This is a genomic window from Iodidimonas sp. SYSU 1G8 (assembly GCF_039655775.1).
Taxonomy (GTDB): Bacteria; Pseudomonadota; Alphaproteobacteria; order SMXS01; family SMXS01; genus RI-34.
The window spans coordinates 1,086,570-1,105,777 of sequence record NZ_JBBYXJ010000002.1 but is presented as its reverse complement, the minus strand read 5'-3'; the positions used below and the strand labels follow the sequence as shown (position 1 = coordinate 1,105,777).

The window sequence follows — 19,208 nt, the reverse complement described above, 5'->3', positions numbered from 1 at the left end:
TCCCCTTACCCTGCCACGCGGCGCACAGAAGGCTGGTCCGGCAAGGCCAGCAGTGCATCGACCACGCTCGAAAGGCCGATGGCGTTCGAGCCCTTCACCATGATCACGTCGCCCGGCACCACGGCCTCGAGCACCTGTCGCGAGGCTTCCTGGGCGTTGGCGCAGTTGATCACCTGGACCGTAAGGCCCAACCCGTTCGCCATCTCCTGCATCAGCGGCCCGACGGCGATCACCAGATCCACACCGGCCTCGCGCAACGGCTGGCGCAGGCCGGCATGAAGCTGAGGGCCCTGATCGCCCAGTTCGCGCATGTCGCCAAGCACGGCGATACGCCGTCCGCGCCGCGCCGGCTTGCTGCGGCCGAGTCCGCGGATCGCCGCCAGCGTCGCGACCGGGCTGGCATTGTAGCTTTCGTCGATCACGACGATCTCGGCGTCGCGATATTCCACCTGATGCCGACGGCCGCGCCCGCGCGGCGGCTGCATTTCGGCCAGCGCAAGGCCGGCAAGGCCCAGATCGCCATCGACGGCGAAGACGGCCGCCATCACCGCCAGACTGTTCGCAACCCAATGTTCGCCGGGAACACCGATCTTGTAGGTGACGAGCATGCCCGCCACGTCGGCGGTCACCGTGCTGCAATCCTCGTGCAGGCGCGACTTCACCAGACGCACATCGGCGTCGCTGTGCTCGCCGAATGCCAGGATGCGCTCCACGCCGACCGAGCGCGCCCGTGCTTCCAGCCGCTCGAACATGGCATTGTCGCGGTTCAGCACGGCTGTGCCGCCCGGCTGCAGCCCTTCGAAGATTTCCGCCTTGGCGTCGGCGATCTCGGCGATGGAGGCAAAGAACTCCATATGGACTTCGGCGATGGTGGTCACCACCGCCACATGCGGCCGCGCGACCTGGGTCAGGTCGCGAAGCTCGCCCGCGTGGTTCATGCCCATTTCCAGCACCGTATAGCGGGTCGCGGGCGGCGTGCGCGACAGTGTCAGGGGCACACCGATATGGTTGTTGAAGCTGCGCTCGCTGGCATAGGTCGCGCCGCTGCGCGCCAGCGCCGCGGCGATGGCTGTCTTGGTCCCGGTCTTGCCGACGCTGCCGGTCACGCCGATCACCTTGCCCTGAAGCCGGTCGCGGGCGGCCACGCCCAGAGCGCGAAGACCGGCGAGCGCGTCGTCAACCGCGACGACGGGCGCACCGGACGGATATGAGCCCGAATGTTCGACAAGCGCCCCTGCCGCGCCCTTGTCGATGGCCGCGGCGACATAGCGATGGCCGTCCTGATTGTCGCCTTTCAAGGCAACGAAGAGGTCGCCGGACCGGACTTCGCGGCTATCGATCGCGACGCCGAAAACGTCGAAATCCCTGCTCGCGGCACCAGAGACCGCGGCAGCAATTTGATTCGCGGTCCACAAGGGCTCAACCACGGGCACCTCCCAAGGCAACCCGAACAGCCTCGACATCATCGAACGGAAGAACCGTATCGCCGACGATCTGCCCCTGCTCATGCCCCTTGCCCGCCACGGCGAGGACATCGCCCGGCGCAAGCGCGGCAACGGCAGCACTGATCGCCGACTGGCGGTCTGCGATCTCGACGGCGCCCGGAGCGGCCGCGAGAATGTCCGCGCGGATGCGGGCCGCGTCCTCCCCGCGGGGGTTGTCGTCGGTCACGATCACCCGATCGGCAAGCGCGATGGCGATCTCGCCCATCTGGGGTCGCTTGCCCTTGTCGCGGTCGCCGCCGCAGCCAAACACGACGTGCAGCTTGCTTTCGGTGTAAGGGCGGAGGGTCTCGAGCAGGGTGCGCAGGGCGTCCGGCGTATGGGCATAGTCAACATAGATCGCCGCGCCCGCCTGGGTGCGTCCAGCGGTCTGGAGACGGCCAGGGACAGGCTCCAGATACTCCAGCGCGGCGAGCGTCTCGGCCACGTCGCCGCCAGTGCCGATCACCAGCGCGGCGGCGACCAGCGCGTTCGACGCCTGGAAATCACCGATCAGCGGCAGGGAAATGTCGAAGCGTTGCTTTTCAAAACGGACGTCCAGTTCCTGGCCGCGCGCGGTGCGGGTACGCGAGACGATCCGAAGCTCACCGCCGTCGCCGACGGACAGTATACCGAGCCCGCGCCCCCAGCAGATATCGACCAATTCCTCGTAGACGTGGGTTTCCGTATTCAGGACGGCCACCGCGCCCGGCTGGAGGACTTCGCCGAACAGGCGCAGCTTGGCCAGGAAGTAGTCGTCGTAATCGGCGTGATAATCCAGATGGTCGCGGCTGAGGTTGGTGAACGCGGCCGCCTTGAGCTTCACGCCGTCGAGCCGGTACTGCGCCAGCCCATGGCTTGAGGCCTCGATCGCCACATGCTCGACACCGGCCCGCTTCATATCGGCGAGGCGGGCATGAATTTCGATGGGATCCGGCGTGGTCAATGTCGGTACCGCCGCCATGCCGGCGGCGCGAACGCCGAGCGTGCCCATGGAGCCGGACTTGAGGCCCGCCCGCGCCCAGATCTGGCGGACGAAATCGGCAACCGAGCTCTTGCCGTTGGTTCCGGTCACGGCCACGACGGTCTCGGGCTGGGCGGCGAAGAAGCGGGCCGCCATGTGCGCCAGCCGACGACGCGGGTTGACGTCGGGCACCAGGTATACCCCCGCCGCCGGCACCGCCACGTCCGGTTCCGCGAGGACCGCCACGGCACCGCGCTCGATTGCCTGCGCGACGAAGTCGGCGCCGCGGGCGCGCGTGCCAGCGAGGGCGGCGAACAGATATCCGCTCGAGACGGTGCGGCTGTCACAGGACAGGCCCTGAATCTCGATGCCGGACGCGGCGCCGTTGCCGCCGATCAGGTCGGACAGCCTCATGAGCGCAGCTCCGGCTGGATGTACTGCATGATCTCGTGCGTCACGGGATGGGTCGGCTCATTGCTGGGCGCGACGCCCAGCATCGGCGCGATACGCTCGATGACGCGCTTTGTGGTCGGCGCGGCGGTCCAGCCGGCGGTCGCGTAACCATAGGTCGATGCGTTGCCCTTCGGTTCGTCGACCATCACCAGCACCACATATCGCGGGTTGATCGACGGGAAGATCGAAACGAACGAGGAGACCAGCGACTTCTTCTTGTATCCGCCGCCGCCCACCTTCTCGGCGGTTCCCGTCTTACCGCCCACCAGGTAATGCGGCGCATCCGCCTTGCGGCCGGTGCCGCGCTCTACGACGAGCCGCAACATGCCCTGCACCTTGCGGGCGGTTTCTTCAGAAACGACCCGCTCGCCTTTCGGACGATAGCCGTCCGGCGTCTTGAGGACTGTCACGGGATGCAGGATACCGTCACCGGAGACGGCCGCGTAGGCTGCGGCCAGCTGAAGGCCTGTAATGGAAAGACCGTGACCGAACGAAATGGTCATGGTATTGATTTCGCGCCACTGCGCCGGCACAAGCGGTGCGCCGGTTTCCTTCAGTTCCACATGGGGACGGCCAAAGAAGCCCAGCTTGCCGAGGAAAGCCTTCTGCTTCTCGGTGCCGAAGGCGAGCGCCATCTTCACGGTGCCGATATTCGACGAGTACATGAAGATTTCCGGCGTGCTCAACCAGCGATGCTTGGGGTGATCGTCATTGATCGTGAAGCGCGCCACACGGATCGGGCTTGAGGCGTCATAACCGCCGGTGAAGGACGTGGTGCCCTCCTCGAGCGCCTGAGCGATGGTAAAGGTCTTGAACGTCGAGCCCCATTCGAACACCGCGTGGCTCATGCGGTTGATCAGTTCGGGATTATTGGCGATACGGCCCGGTTCGTTGGGATTGAAATCAGGCAGGCTGGTCATGGCCACGATTTCGCCGCTGTGGATATCGAGGATCAGACCGGCGCCTCCAAGGGCACGGAACTCCTCGACCATCCCCGAAATTTCGTTACGCAGCGCGTGCTGGACGCGGATGTCGATCGACAGCGTCAACGGCTCGCCCCGCGGCCCTTCCTTGCGCAGCTTGTCGTCGAAGAAGCGCTCGACACCGGCCAGACCATGACCGTCGACATTCGTGTAGCCGACCAGATGGGCCGCCAGATTGCCATGCGGATAAACGCGTTCGATTTCGCGCTGGAAGCCGATGCCGGGCAGACCGAGACGATTGACCGCATCGTATTCGGCGGGCGTCACCTTGCGCTTCACCCAGATGAACTTGGAGTCAGAAGACAGCTTGCGCTCGAGCGTATCCGCCGAGACGCCCGGCAGGACCGAGGCCAGCTTCAGGGCCGACTGGCGCGGATCGAGAATGCGCGGGATCTGCGCATAGACCGAAATCGCCGTCAGGTCGGTTGCCAGCAAAACGCCGTTCCGGTCCAGGATATCGGCGCGCGGCGCCACCGCCTCGGCCGCAATCGTGTTCGGCTTATCGGTCGCGGCGCCGCTCAGCACGCCAAGATCCACGAGGCGCACGCCGATCGCGGTAAAGCACAGGGCGAAAACGACCATCGCGACACGCACCCGGCCCCGGGCATTGTCCACGGCACGTTTGCCGGCGCCATCGAATTCAATGGTGGTGATGCGCCTCATCTGGACGCTCCCAGCGCCGGGCCCGTATTCGAGACCGGCAATTGGTTTGCCTGCGCCGAAGGCGCGGCCGGGAGTGTCGCATCCGATGTATCGATGACTGGTTCCGCCGCCTCAAGACCGTCGATGGTTTTCAACCGCAGGTCGGCGACACCACCCACCTGCTTGGCGACCGTCGGTTCCAGGCTGAGAAACTTGCCCGACAGCCGCTGCAACCGATCCGGACGCGTCAGATAGGCCCACTCGGCCTGCAATACCTTGATGGCGCGGCGATCTTCTTCCATCTGCGCCTTGTAGGCGTTGGCCTGGTCCTGCAGGTCCTCGACTTCGTATTTCAGGTTGTAGAGACCGTAGGAGACGACGATCAGGATCAGCAGCGTGAGGAACGTGATTGAGCGTTTCATGCGGCGTTCCTCCCGTCCTCGGGCCACGCCGCGTTGCTCGTGCGGATGGCGGCGCGCAAGCGCGCCGACCGGGCCCGCGGATTGCGGTCGACTTCCGCGTCGGATGGCTTGATCGCGCCGCGCGAGATCAGGCGGAAGCTGGGCGAACGGCGGTTCGGCAACGCCGGGAGGTGTCTGGAGCTGTCGGGTGCCAAACCGCCGCGTTCGCGCAGGAAAGTCTTCACGATACGATCTTCGAGCGAGTGAAACGAAACGACGGCCAGGCGACCCTCGGGCGCGAGCAGCCTTTCAGCCGCGCGCAGCCCGGCCTCGAGCTGGCCCAGTTCGTCGTTGACGTGGATGCGCAGCGCCTGGAACGTGCGCGTCGCCGGATGCATCTTGTGCGGCTGGACGCCGCCATTGGCGCGGGCGACGATCTCGGCCAGTTGCAGGGTTCGCGTGATCGGCTCGACCTTGCGCGCCGCGACGATGGCCTTGGCGATACGGCGCGAATTGCGCTCCTCGCCATAGAGCCAGATGATCCGGGCGATCTCGGCTTCCTCTTCGCCGTTCACCACATCCGAGGCGGCGGAGGCATCTGCCTCCTGCGCGCCGGCCATGCGCATGTCGAGCGGGCCGTCCTTCTGGAACGAGAAGCCACGTTCCGGATCGTCGAGCTGCATGGAGGAAACGCCCAGATCGAGCGCCACGCCCTGCAACGTATCGACCCCGGCGATCAGCGACTCCATGTCGCCGAACCGACCCGGCAGGAAAGTGAAGCGGCCCGGGAATTCGGCGGCGAGAACATCAGCACGGTCCCGTGCCGACCGGTCGCGGTCGATACCCAGGACAGTGCAGTCGGCCGCCTCGAGCAGGCCTCGCGTATAGCCGCCCCAGCCGAATGTTCCATCGACGATGACATCGCCGTCCCGGGGTGCGATGGCGGCGACGATTTCGTCCAGCATGACAGGGGCGTGGCGCTGAAGATCACCCATGGGCGCCTCCGCCCGCAAGCGGGCCGAGTGCGAGCGTGCGGTGGACCGAGGCGGCGACGGGGCGCATCCGGCCGCCAAATTCCTCGTAGTTTTCCGGGCTCCATATCTGGAACGATTTACCCTGGCCAACGAACACGACGCTGTCCGTGATCCCGGCATATTCGAGCAGGTAGAGCGGCAGCGTGATGCGGCCTTCCGGATCGACCGACATCTCGCGGCTCTGACCCAGCAGATAGCCGAGCGCATTATATTCGGAAGATAGCGGGGGATAGCGATCCATGGCGTCAGTGAGTTGCCCGATACGGGCGCGGTCCCAGCCCTCGATGCAGCGTTCGCCGGTGTGAGGAAAGGCGACAAACTTGGGATCGTCCTTGTCGAACTCGGCGCGAAACGACGCGGGCACGGAAACCCGCCCCTTCTTGTCGATCTTGTTCGCGTAAGTTGACAGAAACAGCGGCACGGCCGCCCCTCACGATCTTTACCTGCGTTTCACACCCTTGGCCCCGCTCGCTTGCTTGTGGATCGAATCACCCCAGTCCGACCCGTCATTCGATGGGTCCCTATGGGATATCATGGGCAAATTTGGGAATCAATGGGCGTGGAGCCTTCAAACGCATCCGAAACAAGTAATTCAGAGGGTTCGTGACACGCCAATTCTATGAGGCTAAAGAAGATGAGGCAGTCGAGTCGATCCTTCCAGCCGGTGGGCGCAGATGCTATCGACGCCGCACACTGTTCATTTTTTGTTCACTTTCAACCGCCGGATTCCGCGCTTCGGGGAAGCTCGGCCGCTAACGGTTGAAGTGTATCCGAGGTAGAGGCGACATGGAATCCTTCGACCAAATCCTGGAAAACAGCCGTGCCTTCTTCGACGATGTGCTGCTGCCGCGCATCGCCGATTATCTGCCCATGTCCATCGAGGTCACCGACGAAATGAAGCGGGTGGCCAACCGGGCGCTGGGCGCCGGGTTTACCTCGGCGCTGATGTTCCCGTCGATCAAGCGTCAGCAACTGGATTTTCACCTGGGCGTCGTGCAACTTTTGAGCGAACCGCTCGAGGATGTGAGCGCCGACCTGCAATATGCCGCGCCGCTGGTGGAGAGCGTCGATGCATTCAAACAGTCCCAGACCCTCAACCGGCCCGAAGGTCCCTACTGTCTCTTCATGCTGTCGGGCGCCTATCCGGCCGAAACCCGCGGGAAAAGCCCCAACGACCTGCGTCCGCTGTTTTCCGAACGCGGCTGGGTCTCGCTGACCGCGTTCGAATACATGGCCATCCAGCGCGTGCGCGCGACCCGCACGGGAGATCACGGCTTTGATCGCAAGGGTCCGATGGGCCAGCCCATGTGGCTGCTCGATACGCTGATGAAGGATGGCGGCACCGGCTACGGCTACTGGGATGCCGCCAGCCGCGCCGTTCACCTGGCCTCGGCGGACTCGGACGTGGCCCAGGAGGGCTTCGGCGCCCATCCCGCGCTGGTGGTGCCGATCCCCGAGGACTGAGCCGGATGGTGGAGCGGCCGGTAAACGACCGCTCCGTATGGATCAGGCGGCGAACTTCTTGAACCGAAGGCGGTGCGGCTGGTCGGCCTCGGCGCCCAGGCGGCGCTTGCGGTCGGCTTCGTAATCCTGGTAGTTGCCCTCGAACCACACCACCTGGCTCTCGCCCTCATAGGCGATGATATGGGTGCAGATGCGGTCGAGGAACCAGCGATCATGGCTGATGATAATGGCGCAGCCGGCAAATTCCTCCAGCGCCTCTTCCAGAGCCCGCAGCGTATCGACGTCCAGATCGTTGGTCGGTTCGTCGAGCAGGAGCAGGTTCGCGCCTTCCTTCAGCATCTTGGCAAGATGGACGCGGTTGCGCTCGCCGCCCGACAGGATACCGACCTTCTTCTGCTGGTCGGTTCCCTTGAAGTTGAAGGCGCCGGTATAGGCGCGGCTGGGAACGTCGATCTTGCCCAGATGCAGGACGTCGACGCCGCCGGAGATTTCCTCCCAGACGTTCTTGTTGGGATCGAGCGCGTCGCGTGACTGGTCCACATAACCCAGTTTCACGGTCTCGCCCACCTTGAAGGTGCCGGAATCCGGGGTCTCCTGGCCGGTGATCATGCGGAACAGCGTCGTCTTGCCGGCACCGTTGGGCCCGATGACGCCAACGATGGCGCCCGGCGGCATGAGGAAGCTCAGATCGTCGATCAGCAGGTTCTCGCCATAGCCTTTCGAAACCCCCTTGGCCTCGATGACCACATTGCCGAGGCGCGGACCCGGCGGGATGACGATCTTGGCGGTGCCGGTGGTCTGGCGCTCATTGGCCTTGTCGAGCAACTCGTCATAGGCCTTGAGACGGGCCTTGGACTTGGCCTGGCGGGCCTTGGGCGACTGGCGCACCCACTCCAGTTCCTCGGCGAGCTGGCGCTGGCGCGAGACGTCCTCGCGGCCTTCCTGCTCCAGCCGCTTCTGCTTCTGGATCAGCCAGTTGGAATAATTGCCCTCGTAAGGAATGCCCCGGCCGCGATCCAGTTCGAGAATCCAGCTGGTGACGTTGTCGAGGAAGTAGCGATCATGGGTCACCATCAGCACGGTGCCCGGATATTCGGCCAGGAAGTGCTCGAGCCAGGCAACGCTCTCGGCGTCCAGATGGTTGGTCGGTTCGTCGAGCAGCAGCATGTCGGGCTTTTCCAGCAGCAGCCGGGCCAGCGCGACGCGGCGGCGCTCGCCGCCCGACAGCTTGGTCACGTCCGCGTCACCCGCCGGGCAGCGCAGCGCGTCCATGGCGATCTCGACCTGGCGGTCCAGGTTCCAGCCATCGACCGCGTCGATCCGCTCCTGCAACTCGCCCATGCGCTCGTAGAGCTTGGCCATGTCGTCATCGGACATCTCGTCGCCGAGCTTGCCGGTAACCTCGTTGAACTCGTCGATCAGCGACTGCGTGTGATAGACGCCGTCCATGACGTTGCCGAATACGTCCTTGTTCGGATCCAGCGACGGTTCCTGCTCCAGATAGCCGATCTTGATGCCTTCGGCGGCCCAGGCCTCGCCCTGAAACTCGGTGTCACGCCCGGCCATGATCTTGAGCAGGGTCGACTTACCCGCGCCGTTCACGCCGAGTACGCCGATCTTGGCGCCCGGGAGGAACTGCAGAGTAATGTCCTTGATGACCGTCCGGCCGCCCGGATAGCTCTTGGACAGGCCCTTCATCACATAGACGTACTGGTACGAAGCCACGGGAAAACTCCTGTTGTCTGCTGGCCCGGTTTATAGCGGCAGCAAGGCCGCTTCGTCGAGGGGATCGGGCCGGAGAAATCGCCGGCGGCCTCTCAGCGACCGTCGATTGCCCAGAGGTGTACCTCAACCAGACCGTTTCAAGACCAGCACCACCAAGCTTCTTTGTCGCTTGACACTGTCAATCAATTAGGTTGACAGTGTCAAGCGACGGAGCAGGCATCCTTCCGTCACAGCCGGCGCACAAGACCGGCGTCGAAGCCGATGCCGATTTTGGGGAGGCAGACATGACCAACGCCGCGCCAGCGCGACGACACCACCACTTTGTCCTGACGAGCGCCGCGATCGCGATGGCGCTTGGTCCATTCGCGCTCAGCGCGCAGGAAGGGCCGCGCATCGAGGAAGTCATCGTCTCGGCTCAGAAGCGCGAACAGACGCTGTCCGAACTGCCGATTTCCATATCGGCCTTCGGCGAATCCTTCATGGAGGAACGCAACATCGCGTCGCTGGACGATCTCGCCCGGTTCGTGCCCAACACGCGCATCGATTTCGGCCAGGGCAGTGCTGGAGACAACAGGGTCACCATACGCGGCCTGACCAGCGCCGCCCGCAACACCCAGCCGGGCATCGACCCCAACGTGTCGTTCTATGTGGATGGTATCTACATGCAGCGTCCGGAACAGCTGAACACCGAGCTGGTCGATCTGGAGCGGATCGAGGTGCTGCGCGGTCCCCAGGGCACGCTGTATGGCAAGAACTCGACCGTGGGCGCCGTCAATATCATCACGCGCAAGCCCTCGCTGACCGAGTTCCACCTGACGGCGGATGCCCAGTATGGCAATTACGACGCCTTGCGACTGCGCAGCGGGATCGAGGTGCCGCTGGTCGAAGGTGTCGCCGCCATGTCCCTGTCAGCGTACTACGCCGACGATAGTGGCTTGCGCCGCAACACCGTGGACGGTTCGGCGGTGGCGGATGTGAAGCGTTTCGGCCTGAGGGGCAAATTCCACGCCCAGGCCGGCGATGATTTCGACGTCACCATTTCCGGTGATTACCAGAGCGACAAGAGCAACAGCACCATCGGCGACCTCCTGCTGGTCGGCTTCGAGCCGGCGTTCCTGTTCCTGCCGCCGCCCTACCCCGTCCCGACGCCGGGCAATGTGTTCGACCGCGACGTACAGAAGACGCCGGACGCCGAACGCAATTCGGTCGACAATTGGGGCGGCTCCATCGAGATGAACTACGATCTGGGCGGCGCCGTTCTCACGTCGCTGACCGGTTATCGCGGCTTCAGGAGCGAGAACTTCCTCGATCTGGATTACAGCGCCGAGGCGTTCTTCCGTTCAGGACGCGACAACCAGCAGTGGCAGCTCAGCGAAGAACTGCGCCTTGTCTCGGACAGCGAGGGCCCGATCGACTATCTGGTCGGTGCCTACTTCTACTGGTCGAATCTGAAGAGCGACCTGCAGACCAATGTGGACGATTCGACCCTGCTCGGCTTGCCGCCGGGCCTGCAGGGCGTGCAGCAGGTCCACTATCACGACCTGGATGTAAACAGTCAGGCGCTGTTCGGGCAGTTGACCTGGCACATCACCGACCAGATCGAGCTGACCGGCGGCGCGCGCATCGACCGCGAGGGCCGCAGCCTGCTGATCTCCCAGGAGGTCGGCGCGCTGTTCGGTGGCCTGATCGGGTTCCAGCCGTTCCCGCCGACCCTGTTCAAGCGCTCGGAGAACAACCTGTCGCTGATGGGCAGCGTGGTCTATTCGATCGACGACGCCACCAATCTGTTCTTCACCTATTCGGAAGGCGCGAAGTCGGGCGGCTTCAACGGCGGCGGGCTCAGTGGCAGCGCTATCTCGCTCGATCCTTCCCGGCTGGAGTTCGGCCCGGAATCGGCAAGGAATTTCGAGGCTGGGGCGAAGACCTTCCTGCTCGACCGACGCGTATCGCTGAATCTGTCGGCTTTCCTGATCCAGTTCCGCGATCTGCAGGTGACGATTTTCGACGCGCCGGAAATCCGCACCACGAACGCCGCCAAGGCCCGGAGCACCGGCATCGAGCTCGAAGCCTTCGCGCAGGTCACCGACAATTTCTCCCTGCTCGCCAGCGCCGGCTACAACAAGGCCAAATACACCGACTATCCGAATGGCCCGCTTCCCGGCGGTCAGTTCGGCGATCGCACCGGCGATGTTCTGCCGAACGCGCCGGAATGGCAGCTCGCCGGCTCGGCGAACTACACCCTCCCCGTCGAAAGCATGGGCGGTGCGTTCTATGTGGGCATCGATGCGCTGTATACCGGCCGGCAGGATCTGGACCTGGGCGCCGATCCCCTGTGCCGGCAGAAGGCATATACGCTGATCAATGCCCGCGCGGGCTTTCGTACGGATGACGACCGCATCGATGTTCAGGTCTGGGCCAAGAATCTGGCGGACGAACAATATCTGGTCGGTTGCGCGCAGATCGGCTCGGCGCTGGGCGGCGGTCCCGGTCTGAACCGGCTTGTGGGCACCTATCTGGGCATACCGGGCGCGCCGCGCACCTACGGCGTGCTCGTCCGCTACAAATTCTGAACCGGGGCCACGCCGATGCCATCAAAACGGATGCTCCGCGCCCTGTTTGCCACTAGCCTCATCCTCGCCGCGAGCGGACCGGTGCGATCGGAGGCGCCCGAAGGAGACCCCATGAAGAAACCTGAAGCCAACGCGGTCCTCGAACGCCAGAAGACACTGTGGCGGCCGACCCATTCGCCCGCGGCCCAGGCCTATCTCGACACCTATATGCGGGAGATGTCGGGCAAGCCGCTCGACGCGCGCCGCTTCGTCGCAACGCCCAGCGGCCTGTCGCATCCGGACATTCATTCCATCATCAACGACCGGTCACTGGGCGAGCGCTTCTTCGAGCTGCACTGCGACATGCTCCACCCCACGAAGTCGACCTATATCGATCCGATCTTCGGGGACCTGCATGGCCAGAAGAAAATCCGCGCCTGGCTGGTGCCGATCATGTCCGGCCAGGGCGGCGGCGCCAGCTTCGACCCGGTATTCCCAGCCGAATTCATGGACGATGGTGAAGGCGGAACCTCCATCGATGAATGGCAGCTCGTCCAGCCTGTCGATGGCACGTGGAAACCGATCGTCAAGGGGATCAGCGTCCGGGAGTATCGCGATGGCTGGATCACCTACGCGGTCGACTATTTCGACTCGACGCCGATTCGCATTGGACTGGCGGCTGCCGCGGCGAAGGGCGAGCGGGTCGTGCCGCTGCCCGCCTGGCCGCGGGTGCCAACCACCGCCTGGACCAAGCCGCCGGCAGCGCTGCCCTCGCCCAACGTGCAGGCATGGCTGACGGCGCGCGCCGGCAAGCCCAAGGACGGGCTGGTCTCGCGGCCATCGGGCCTGACCAATCGCGAACTGCACGAAGTGGCCTTCGAGATCAGCCGGCCGGCGGACTACTACGCCGTGACCTCCGACCTCATGCATCCGACGGACGCCGTCTACATCGACCCGATCTTCGGCGAGGTGCGCGGCCAGCAGGCGATCCGCGATTGGCTGGGCGACATCATGGCCAAGGTGGGCCACATCGAATTCGAACCCCTTCGCGCCCCGATCTTCGATGGCGACGTCTCCTACAGCGAGTGGCGTCAGGTGGCCGTACTGCCCGACGGCAAGCGGGTGGTGATGACGCGCGGCGCGAGCGTGCGGCGCTACAAGGATGGCTGGATCGTCTACGCCGCCGACTATTTCGACACGGCCCCCTTCCTCGATCCGGAGATTCAGGCCGCGAGCGAAGCCGCGGGATCGACCATTACCCTGGACGACATCAAGCGGCATCGCCGCGAGCCGCTGCCCCCGGCACCGGCCGGATCGACCAAGGGCGCGGTGCTGGACATCCTCGGGCCTGCGGGCCGACGGGCGCTGAGCACGAGCCCGTCCCAACCGCCTCAGGATGCGCATGACAAGGGCGTGCGGACCGCGCTCATCAAGGCGGCCATGGAGACGATCGAACGCACGGGCCAGGCGGGCGTCAGCATCCGCGAGGTGTCGCGGGCCGTCGGCGTGTCGCACAACGCACCTTACTTCTACTTCGCCGACAAGAAGGCGTTGCTGATGGCCGTCGCCAGCGAATCCCTGTGGACCATGATCGAATTCATGGAGGCGGAGGCTCGCGGCGCGCAGGACGCGGTCGCCCGACACCGGGCGCTGGGCGTCGGATACATTAAGTACGCGGTCGCCAATCCCGGCCTGTTCCGGCTCATCAGCAGCGGCGAATTCATCGGCAACGAGGCTTCACGCGAGTTGATGCAGGCCCGCATTGCCGCCGCCCAGTTGCTGGGCGCGGCGGTCAGCGACGTTGTACGTGCGCGGGGCGGCGGCGAGATCGACCCCAAGGTGGCGGCGGTCACGGCCTGGTCCCTCGTCCAGGGCGCCGCCATGCTGTTGATCGAGGGACAGCTCATCCCCGAGACCATCGGCGCGGACGATTACACCCAAGTGGCCGAGCGCATGACCGACCTGTTCTCGTCCATGCTGGCCGGGCGGGCCTGAACCCGACCAATTCTGTTGCCAGCGCGGCTGTCTGTTACTACTTACTCTTAAACAGACCTGTATAGCCGAGTTGAACGCACGCCATGCCCAGCCCCAAACGCGACCATCTTGTCGATACCGCCGCCGCCATGTTCTCGCGCGACGGATTCCATGCCACCGGTATCGACACCATTCTCGCCCAGGCCGGGGTCGCCAAGATGACCCTCTACAACCACTTCAAATCAAAGGACGATTTGATCGTCGCGGCGCTTGAGGCCGAAGGTGCGCGCTATGTCTCCTGGCTGCGGACCCGCGCCGACGCGCTGGCGGAAGAGCCGGCCGATCGCCTGCTCGCCATCTTCGACGCGCTTGAGGAATGGTTCGAGAAGGAAGACTTCAATGGCTGCGTCTTCATCAAGGCGGCCTGCGAGTACGGCCCCGTCAACCATCCGGTGCACACCACGGCCGCGGCCCAGAAGCGCGCGGTTTTCGATTACATCCTGGAGAACGCGCAATCCGCGCGTCTCAGGGACCCGCGCAATCTGGCGCAGCAGATCCTGATCCTGCACGAAGGCGCCATCGCGGTCGCCCACGAGTTCGGCGCTCCCATCGCCGCGCGGCAGGCCAAGCGCGCCGCGTCGGTCATCATTGACGAAGCAGGCTGACCGTTGCACCGGCGTTCCGTCTTCGCTAGAAACAGACTGCCGTGCCGGACAATCCCGTCCGGGCGGTAACGTTCTCGGGGCGGGGTGAAAGTCCCCACCGGCGGTAAGCGCGCCAGCGCAAGCCCGCGAGCGCCCGGCAGGAGATCGCCGGGGTCAGCAGATTCGGTGCAACTCCGAAGCCGACGGTCACAGTCCGGATGAAAGAGAACGGGTTTCCCAGTGCGGCGGCGCTGTGCGCCTCGCCGTTCTTGGCCCGTGCGCCCTGATTCTTGCTTTGCGAAAGGGAGCACCATGAATCAGAGCAACCAGAACACCACCGACACCGGCCGGATCGCTTTCATCCAGGCCACATGGCACCGCGACATCGTCGACCGCTGCCGCGACGCCTTCCTAGTCGAAATGACCCGGCGCGGATTTTCCCAAGACCTCATCGACCTTCACGAAGTCCCTGGCGTCTTCGAGATCCCGCTGCACGCCAAGATCCTGGCTGCGTCGGGACGCTACAGCGCCATCGTCGCCTCGGGCTTCGTGGTAGATGGTGGAATCTATGCCAACGAGTATGTCTCGAGCGCGGTCATCGACGGCCTGATGCGGGTCCAGCTTGATCTGGACGTGCCGGTGCTGTCCGCCGTCCTCACCCCGCGTCACTTCCACGAGCATGAAGAACACCAGCGCTTCTTCCGCGAACATTTCGTGGTGAAGGGCACCGAAGTGGCCACCGCCTGCGCGCTGACCATCGAGAATATGCGCAAGCTGAAGCAGGGGGCCGTCCGCGCGGCGGCCTGAGCCGTCCACGGGACAATGCCGACAGGAGGAGAACCGGCGGCGACCTTGCCGCCGCCGGCGCCCTCGTTCGCTTAACCTTTCAGCGGCGTCTTCGCCAGTGTCTCGGCGTTCTTGGCGCTCTGCTCACCGGCATCGCGCAGCGGCTTGGCGGTCGAGAAATCATTGATCTCGTCGAAATGCGCGGCGACGTCTTCCGCCGTGATACCCATGCCGAAATTGACGCCCTGGGTCTCGACCATCGCCGCACGCGACACCGTGCCCGCGCCGGCGCTGAGGATGATGCCCGTCGGCGCGTCTTCGCTGACCAGATACATCACGGCAGGCGACACAAGCTCAGGTCCGTACATGGCGGCGCGCTCGCCGGTGATCATGCCCTCGGTCATGCGGGTGAGCGCGAAGGGCGAGATGGTGTTGATGCGAATATTGTCCCGCGCGCCTTCCATCTTGGCCACGTTCATGAAGCCGTAGAGACCGGCCTTGGCGGCCCCGTAATTGGTCTGGCCGAAATTGCCGTAGAGGCCCGTCACCGAGGTGGTGACGACGATGCGCCCGTACTGCTGCTCCCGCATGATCGGCCACACCGCCTTGGTGCAGATCACCGAGCCCATCAGGTGGACCTCCAGAACGGCGCGGAAATCCGCGATCTCCATCTTGGAGAACGTCTTGTCGCGCAGGATGCCGGCATTGTTGATGAGGATATCGATACGGCCCCACTGCTCCATGGTCCGTTTGACCATGTTGTCGACGCCCGCCTGATCGGTCACGCTGCCGCCGTCGGAAATCGCCTCGCCGCCCGCCGCCTTGATCTCGGCGACGACCGCCTCGGCCTGTGCGCTCGAGCCGCCGCTGCCGTCGATGGCGCCGCCCAGATCGTTGACCACGACCTTCGCGCCGCGACGCGCCAATTCCAGCGCATGGGCCCGGCCAACGCCGCCGCCCGCACCCGTGACGATGGCAACCCTGCCGTCGAACCTGATGGCCATATGAAAACCTCCCGTTATGAATCCGCGGCCATTGTTACCACAGGGTCCGGGCCGCGAAAGCCCAAACTTTGACCATTAGTCCAGGTCCGCGCTTGGCGTTTTCGTCATACGCCCCATGCGCTGTCCAGATCGCCACGAACGATTCCAACGCGTTATGTCGCCGGCTCCCGCCTCGCCTTCAGAACTTCACAGAACCTCAACCTTTCTGCAACGCGCCAACGATATGCAGCGCCAACAGGCGGCACGGAGCCGCGGGAGGGGATCATCATGCGAAACATGTCGCCTCAAACCCTGTTGCTTGCCGCAACAGCTCTTGCGGGCGGCGTCCTGGCCGGTCCAGCCGCCGCCGCGACCCTGTCCGGCAAGGTTATCGACAGCACCGGCGTCCGGTCGCTGGGCGGCGCGGAACTCCTTCTCCTGGAGCTGAACCGGAGCGCCCGCACGGATACGGATGGCACGTTCCGCTTCGCCGATCTGGCGCCGGGCGCTTACACCCTGCGGGTCCGTTATGCCGGCGCGGCAACGGTGGAGACCACGATCAGCGTTCCGGATCAGGGCACCAACACGGAAATTGCCCTATCCCCTTACGCCAACACCAGCCTCGAAAGTGTACTGGTCACGGGCCAACAGGCGAATTTGGCCAGTTCCATCTCTCGCCAGCGCGCGTCCGACACGGTGGAAAACGTCCTGACCCGTGACGCGATGGGGCAGTTCCCCGACCAGAACGTCGCCGAGGCGACGCGCCGCGCGCCAGGCATCAACGTGCTCAACGATCAGGGCGAAGGGCGTTTCATTTCGGTACGCGGTCTGGACCCGAATCTGAACAGCGCCTCCATCAACGGAGTCCGGGTGCCGGCGCCGGAAGCGGACGTCCGTTCGGTGGCGCTCGATGTCCTGCCGTCCGAACTGATCGAATCCATCGAGATCAAGAAGACCCTGACCCCCGACATGGACGGTGACACCATCGGCGCATCCATCGAGATCGACACGACCAGCGCCTTCGACCTGGAAAAATCGTTTGTGTCGATCACCGCCGAAGGCTCGTACAACAATCTGAACGGCAACGTGTCGCCCAAGGGCGCCATCGACTTCGCCACACGCGTCGGCGAGCGGCTGGGCATTGCGGGCGGACTTTCCTACTACAAGCGCAATTTTTCCACCGACAATGTGGAAATGGACGGCTGGGATGAAACCGATGACGGCATCGCCTTCGCCGACACGGTAGAGTACCGCGACTACGACGTGAAGCGCACGCGCATGGCCGGCTCGCTGTCCCTCGACTACAAATTGTCCGACAATACCAAGCTGTTCGCGCGCGGCCTGCACAGCCGCTTCGAGGATCAGGAAACCCGCAAGAATTTGATCTTCGAATTCGACGAGGAGCCGAGCGCCGGTGACGGCGACAGCGCGTCTTTCCTGTCCGACGATGGCGAGATCACCATCGTCCGCGACGTGAAGGACCGCTTCGAGAGCCAGACCATCACCTCGCTGGTGTTCGGCGGCGAAACCTTCGCGGGGCCGTGGACCTTCAACTACCAGGGCTCCTACTCGATCGCGCGCGAGAAGGAAGTCAACTCGCTGGACCCGACGGCGTTCGAGCTGGGCTTCGAGGACCCGGGCGCTTTCGGCGTCACGTTCGACTACGCCGATATGGTGCGTCCCGCCTACACCATCACCGCTGGCTCAGAAACCTTCTTCGACCCGTCCAGCTATGAGTTCGACTCCGTCGAAGGCGCCGTGCTCGGCCTGTCCGAGGATGAGGAATGGGCCGGCAAACTCGACATCAAGCGCGAATTCGCCCTGGCCGAAGGCTCTCTCGAGGTTCAGGCCGGCGGAAAGGTCCGGATGCGCCGAAAGACCTATGACCTGACGGCCGACATCTATGACGGCTTCGACGGTGACTATACGCTGGCCGATGTGCTCGGACAGCAAAGCTATGGCCTCGCGGATGTATCGCCACAGGGCGACCCGCGAAAGATCCGCGATTTCTTCGATGCCAATCGCGACCTGTTCGAGCGGAGCGACATTGATTCCGATTTCGAATCCATCGTCGGCGACTATGACGTCTCCGAGGACATCTACGCGGGCTATCTGCTGGGCCGCTACGACAATGGTGCGCTCCGCCTGGTCGGCGGCGTGCGCATGGAGCACACCCGCAACACGGTGATCGGCAACATTGTCGAACTGATCGAGGAAGGCGGTGAATACGAGGGCGAGGTTCTCGACGAGGACACGCTCTTCGTCACGCCGACATCGTTCAAGCGCCACTACACCGACTGGCTGCCGAGCCTGAACCTGCGCTTCGAGGCGCAGAAGGAGCTGGTGTTCCGCGCCGCGGTCTCGCGCAGCGTGGTCCGGCCCAATATCGGTGATATCGCGCCGCGTTTCCTGGTGGAGGCCAATGACGAGGGCGATCGTGAAGGCGAATTCGGCAACCCGGACCTGGAGCCATACCGCGCGTGGAACTTCGACCTGAGCGCCGAATGGTACTTCGCCAACAACGCGGTGCTGCAGGGCGGCTTCTTCTACAAGCGCGTGAAGAATTTCATCGTCCGGCAGGAGTTCGAGGACATCACCTTCAACGGCGTGTTCGCCAGCGAGGCGATCATTCCCGTGAATGGCGAGACGGCGGAGGTGAAGGGTTTCGAGATCAGCTACCAGCAGTCGCTGACCTTCCTGCCCGCGCCGTTCGATGGCCTGCTGCTGGGTGCCAACTACACCTACACCGACGCCAAGGGCGAGGTCGACGGCCGGATCATCTCGCTGCCGTCATCGGCCAAGAACACCTTCAATGCCATGATCGGCTATGAAAAGGGCCCGTTCAGTATCCGCGTGGCGGGCACCTACCGGGACATCTATCTGGACGAGCTGGGCGGCGACGCCGAGGAGGACCGCTACGTCCGCGATCACTTCCAGCTGGACGTCAGCGTAAAGTACAGGGTTACCCCGAATATCCAGTTGTTCGCCGAGTTCGTGAACCTGAACGACGCTCCCTATGTCGCGTTCCAACGCGGCCCCGGACGCGACCGCCTGTTGCAGTACGAGCGTTATTCCTGGACCGGCAAGTTCGGCGCCAAGGCGACGTTCTGACGCATTCCCACCGG

General features: G+C 64.3%; 14 protein-coding genes and 1 riboswitch. Of the genes, 6 read left to right on the top strand and 8 right to left on the bottom strand.

From position 1 onward, the window contains the following. Nucleotides 1-5: 5 nt before the first annotated feature. Genes murF through WJU17_RS16380 form a run of 6 tightly spaced genes read right to left on the bottom strand, consistent with a single transcriptional unit; the run spans nucleotide 6 to nucleotide 6,379 of the window. Nucleotides 6-1,427 (bottom strand): UDP-N-acetylmuramoyl-tripeptide--D-alanyl-D-alanine ligase, encoded by a 1,422-nt coding sequence (gene murF / locus WJU17_RS16405; RefSeq protein WP_346328471.1) that lies wholly within the window; start codon nucleotides 1,425-1,427, stop codon nucleotides 6-8. Then, nucleotides 1,420-2,859 (bottom strand): UDP-N-acetylmuramoyl-L-alanyl-D-glutamate--2,6-diaminopimelate ligase, encoded by a 1,440-nt coding sequence (locus WJU17_RS16400; protein ID WP_346328470.1) that lies wholly within the window; start codon nucleotides 2,857-2,859, stop codon nucleotides 1,420-1,422. Before WJU17_RS16400 ends, murF begins: the two co-directional genes overlap by 8 nt. Further along, nucleotides 2,856-4,544 (bottom strand): penicillin-binding protein 2, encoded by a 1,689-nt coding sequence (locus WJU17_RS16395; RefSeq protein ID WP_346328469.1) that lies wholly within the window; start codon nucleotides 4,542-4,544, stop codon nucleotides 2,856-2,858. The genes WJU17_RS16400 and WJU17_RS16395 overlap by 4 nt, the downstream gene beginning before the upstream one ends. After that, nucleotides 4,541-4,945, bottom strand: a complete 405-nt coding sequence (locus WJU17_RS16390) for a hypothetical protein (protein ID WP_346328468.1) — start codon at nucleotides 4,943-4,945, stop codon at nucleotides 4,541-4,543. The genes WJU17_RS16395 and WJU17_RS16390 overlap by 4 nt, the downstream gene beginning before the upstream one ends. Further along, nucleotides 4,942-5,919 carry a 16S rRNA (cytosine(1402)-N(4))-methyltransferase RsmH gene (gene rsmH, locus WJU17_RS16385; protein WP_346328467.1) on the bottom strand — a complete coding sequence of 326 codons (978 nt, stop codon included), beginning with the start codon at nucleotides 5,917-5,919 and terminating at the stop codon, nucleotides 4,942-4,944. Before rsmH ends, WJU17_RS16390 begins: the two co-directional genes overlap by 4 nt. After that, nucleotides 5,912-6,379: a division/cell wall cluster transcriptional repressor MraZ gene (locus WJU17_RS16380; RefSeq protein WP_346328466.1), complete on the bottom strand. Its 468-nt coding sequence runs from the start codon at nucleotides 6,377-6,379 to the stop codon at nucleotides 5,912-5,914. Before WJU17_RS16380 ends, rsmH begins: the two co-directional genes overlap by 8 nt. A gap of 365 nt (nucleotides 6,380-6,744) precedes the next feature. On the opposite strand from WJU17_RS16380, the gene WJU17_RS16375 reads away from it, so the two are divergent. Continuing rightward, on the top strand, nucleotides 6,745-7,422 hold the full coding sequence (locus tag WJU17_RS16375) for a hypothetical protein (protein WP_346328465.1): 678 nt from the start codon (nucleotides 6,745-6,747) through the stop codon (nucleotides 7,420-7,422). A gap of 42 nt (nucleotides 7,423-7,464) precedes the next feature. Here the strand turns inward: WJU17_RS16375 and ettA are convergent, their stop codons facing one another. After that, entirely contained in the window at nucleotides 7,465-9,147 is a 1,683-nt protein-coding gene (ettA, locus tag WJU17_RS16370) for an energy-dependent translational throttle protein EttA (RefSeq protein WP_346328464.1), read from the bottom strand. 284 nt (nucleotides 9,148-9,431) lie between these two features. Here ettA and WJU17_RS16365 point away from each other — a divergent pair, with 284 nt between their 5' ends. The 4 genes from WJU17_RS16365 (at nucleotide 9,432) to WJU17_RS16350 (ending at nucleotide 15,121) form a co-directional block, all read left to right on the top strand. Beyond that, entirely contained in the window at nucleotides 9,432-11,717 is a 2,286-nt protein-coding gene (locus WJU17_RS16365) for a TonB-dependent receptor (protein ID WP_346328463.1), read from the top strand. A 111-nt stretch (nucleotides 11,718-11,828) separates the two neighbouring features. Next, the gene (locus WJU17_RS16360) at nucleotides 11,829-13,691 is read left to right on the top strand and encodes a nuclear transport factor 2 family protein (RefSeq protein WP_346328462.1); all 1,863 of its coding nucleotides are present in this window, start codon (nucleotides 11,829-11,831) and stop codon (nucleotides 13,689-13,691) included. An 83-nt stretch (nucleotides 13,692-13,774) separates the two neighbouring features. Continuing rightward, complete coding sequence (locus WJU17_RS16355; RefSeq protein ID WP_346328461.1) at nucleotides 13,775-14,335, top strand: TetR family transcriptional regulator; 561 nt, start codon at nucleotides 13,775-13,777, stop codon at nucleotides 14,333-14,335. 66 nt (nucleotides 14,336-14,401) lie between these two features. Then, nucleotides 14,402-14,548, top strand: a riboswitch (FMN riboswitch). 78 nt (nucleotides 14,549-14,626) lie between these two features. Next, entirely contained in the window at nucleotides 14,627-15,121 is a 495-nt protein-coding gene (locus WJU17_RS16350) for a 6,7-dimethyl-8-ribityllumazine synthase (protein ID WP_346328460.1), read from the top strand. Nucleotides 15,122-15,192: 71 nt separating this feature from the next. Here WJU17_RS16350 and WJU17_RS16345 read toward each other — a convergent pair whose 3' ends face one another. Then, nucleotides 15,193-16,104, bottom strand: coding sequence for an SDR family NAD(P)-dependent oxidoreductase (locus WJU17_RS16345; RefSeq protein ID WP_346328459.1), 912 nt, complete (start codon nucleotides 16,102-16,104; stop codon nucleotides 15,193-15,195). 267 nt (nucleotides 16,105-16,371) lie between these two features. Between WJU17_RS16345 and WJU17_RS16340 the strand changes: the two genes are divergently transcribed. Further along, on the top strand, nucleotides 16,372-19,194 hold the full coding sequence (locus WJU17_RS16340) for a TonB-dependent receptor (protein WP_346328458.1): 2,823 nt from the start codon (nucleotides 16,372-16,374) through the stop codon (nucleotides 19,192-19,194). Nucleotides 19,195-19,208 lie beyond the last annotated feature (14 nt).

Excerpts from the sequence above, each read along its gene's own strand:
- WJU17_RS16400 (WP_346328470.1), bottom strand. The coding sequence starts at position 2,859 with ATGAGGCTGTCCGACCTGATCGGCGGCAACGGCGCCGCGTCCGGCATC.
- WJU17_RS16395 (WP_346328469.1), bottom strand. The coding sequence starts at position 4,544 with ATGAGGCGCATCACCACCATTGAATTCGATGGCGCCGGCAAACGTGCC.
- WJU17_RS16390 (WP_346328468.1), bottom strand. The coding sequence starts at position 4,945 with ATGAAACGCTCAATCACGTTCCTCACGCTGCTGATCCTGATCGTCGTC.
- rsmH (WP_346328467.1), bottom strand. The coding sequence starts at position 5,919 with ATGGGTGATCTTCAGCGCCACGCCCCTGTCATGCTGGACGAAATCGTC.
- WJU17_RS16375 (WP_346328465.1), top strand. The coding sequence starts at position 6,745 with ATGGAATCCTTCGACCAAATCCTGGAAAACAGCCGTGCCTTCTTCGAC.
- WJU17_RS16365 (WP_346328463.1), top strand. The coding sequence starts at position 9,432 with ATGACCAACGCCGCGCCAGCGCGACGACACCACCACTTTGTCCTGACG.
- WJU17_RS16360 (WP_346328462.1), top strand. The coding sequence starts at position 11,829 with ATGAAGAAACCTGAAGCCAACGCGGTCCTCGAACGCCAGAAGACACTG.
- WJU17_RS16355 (WP_346328461.1), top strand. The coding sequence starts at position 13,775 with ATGCCCAGCCCCAAACGCGACCATCTTGTCGATACCGCCGCCGCCATG.
- WJU17_RS16350 (WP_346328460.1), top strand. The coding sequence starts at position 14,627 with ATGAATCAGAGCAACCAGAACACCACCGACACCGGCCGGATCGCTTTC.
- WJU17_RS16345 (WP_346328459.1), bottom strand. The coding sequence starts at position 16,104 with ATGGCCATCAGGTTCGACGGCAGGGTTGCCATCGTCACGGGTGCGGGC.
- WJU17_RS16340 (WP_346328458.1), top strand. The coding sequence starts at position 16,372 with ATGCGAAACATGTCGCCTCAAACCCTGTTGCTTGCCGCAACAGCTCTT.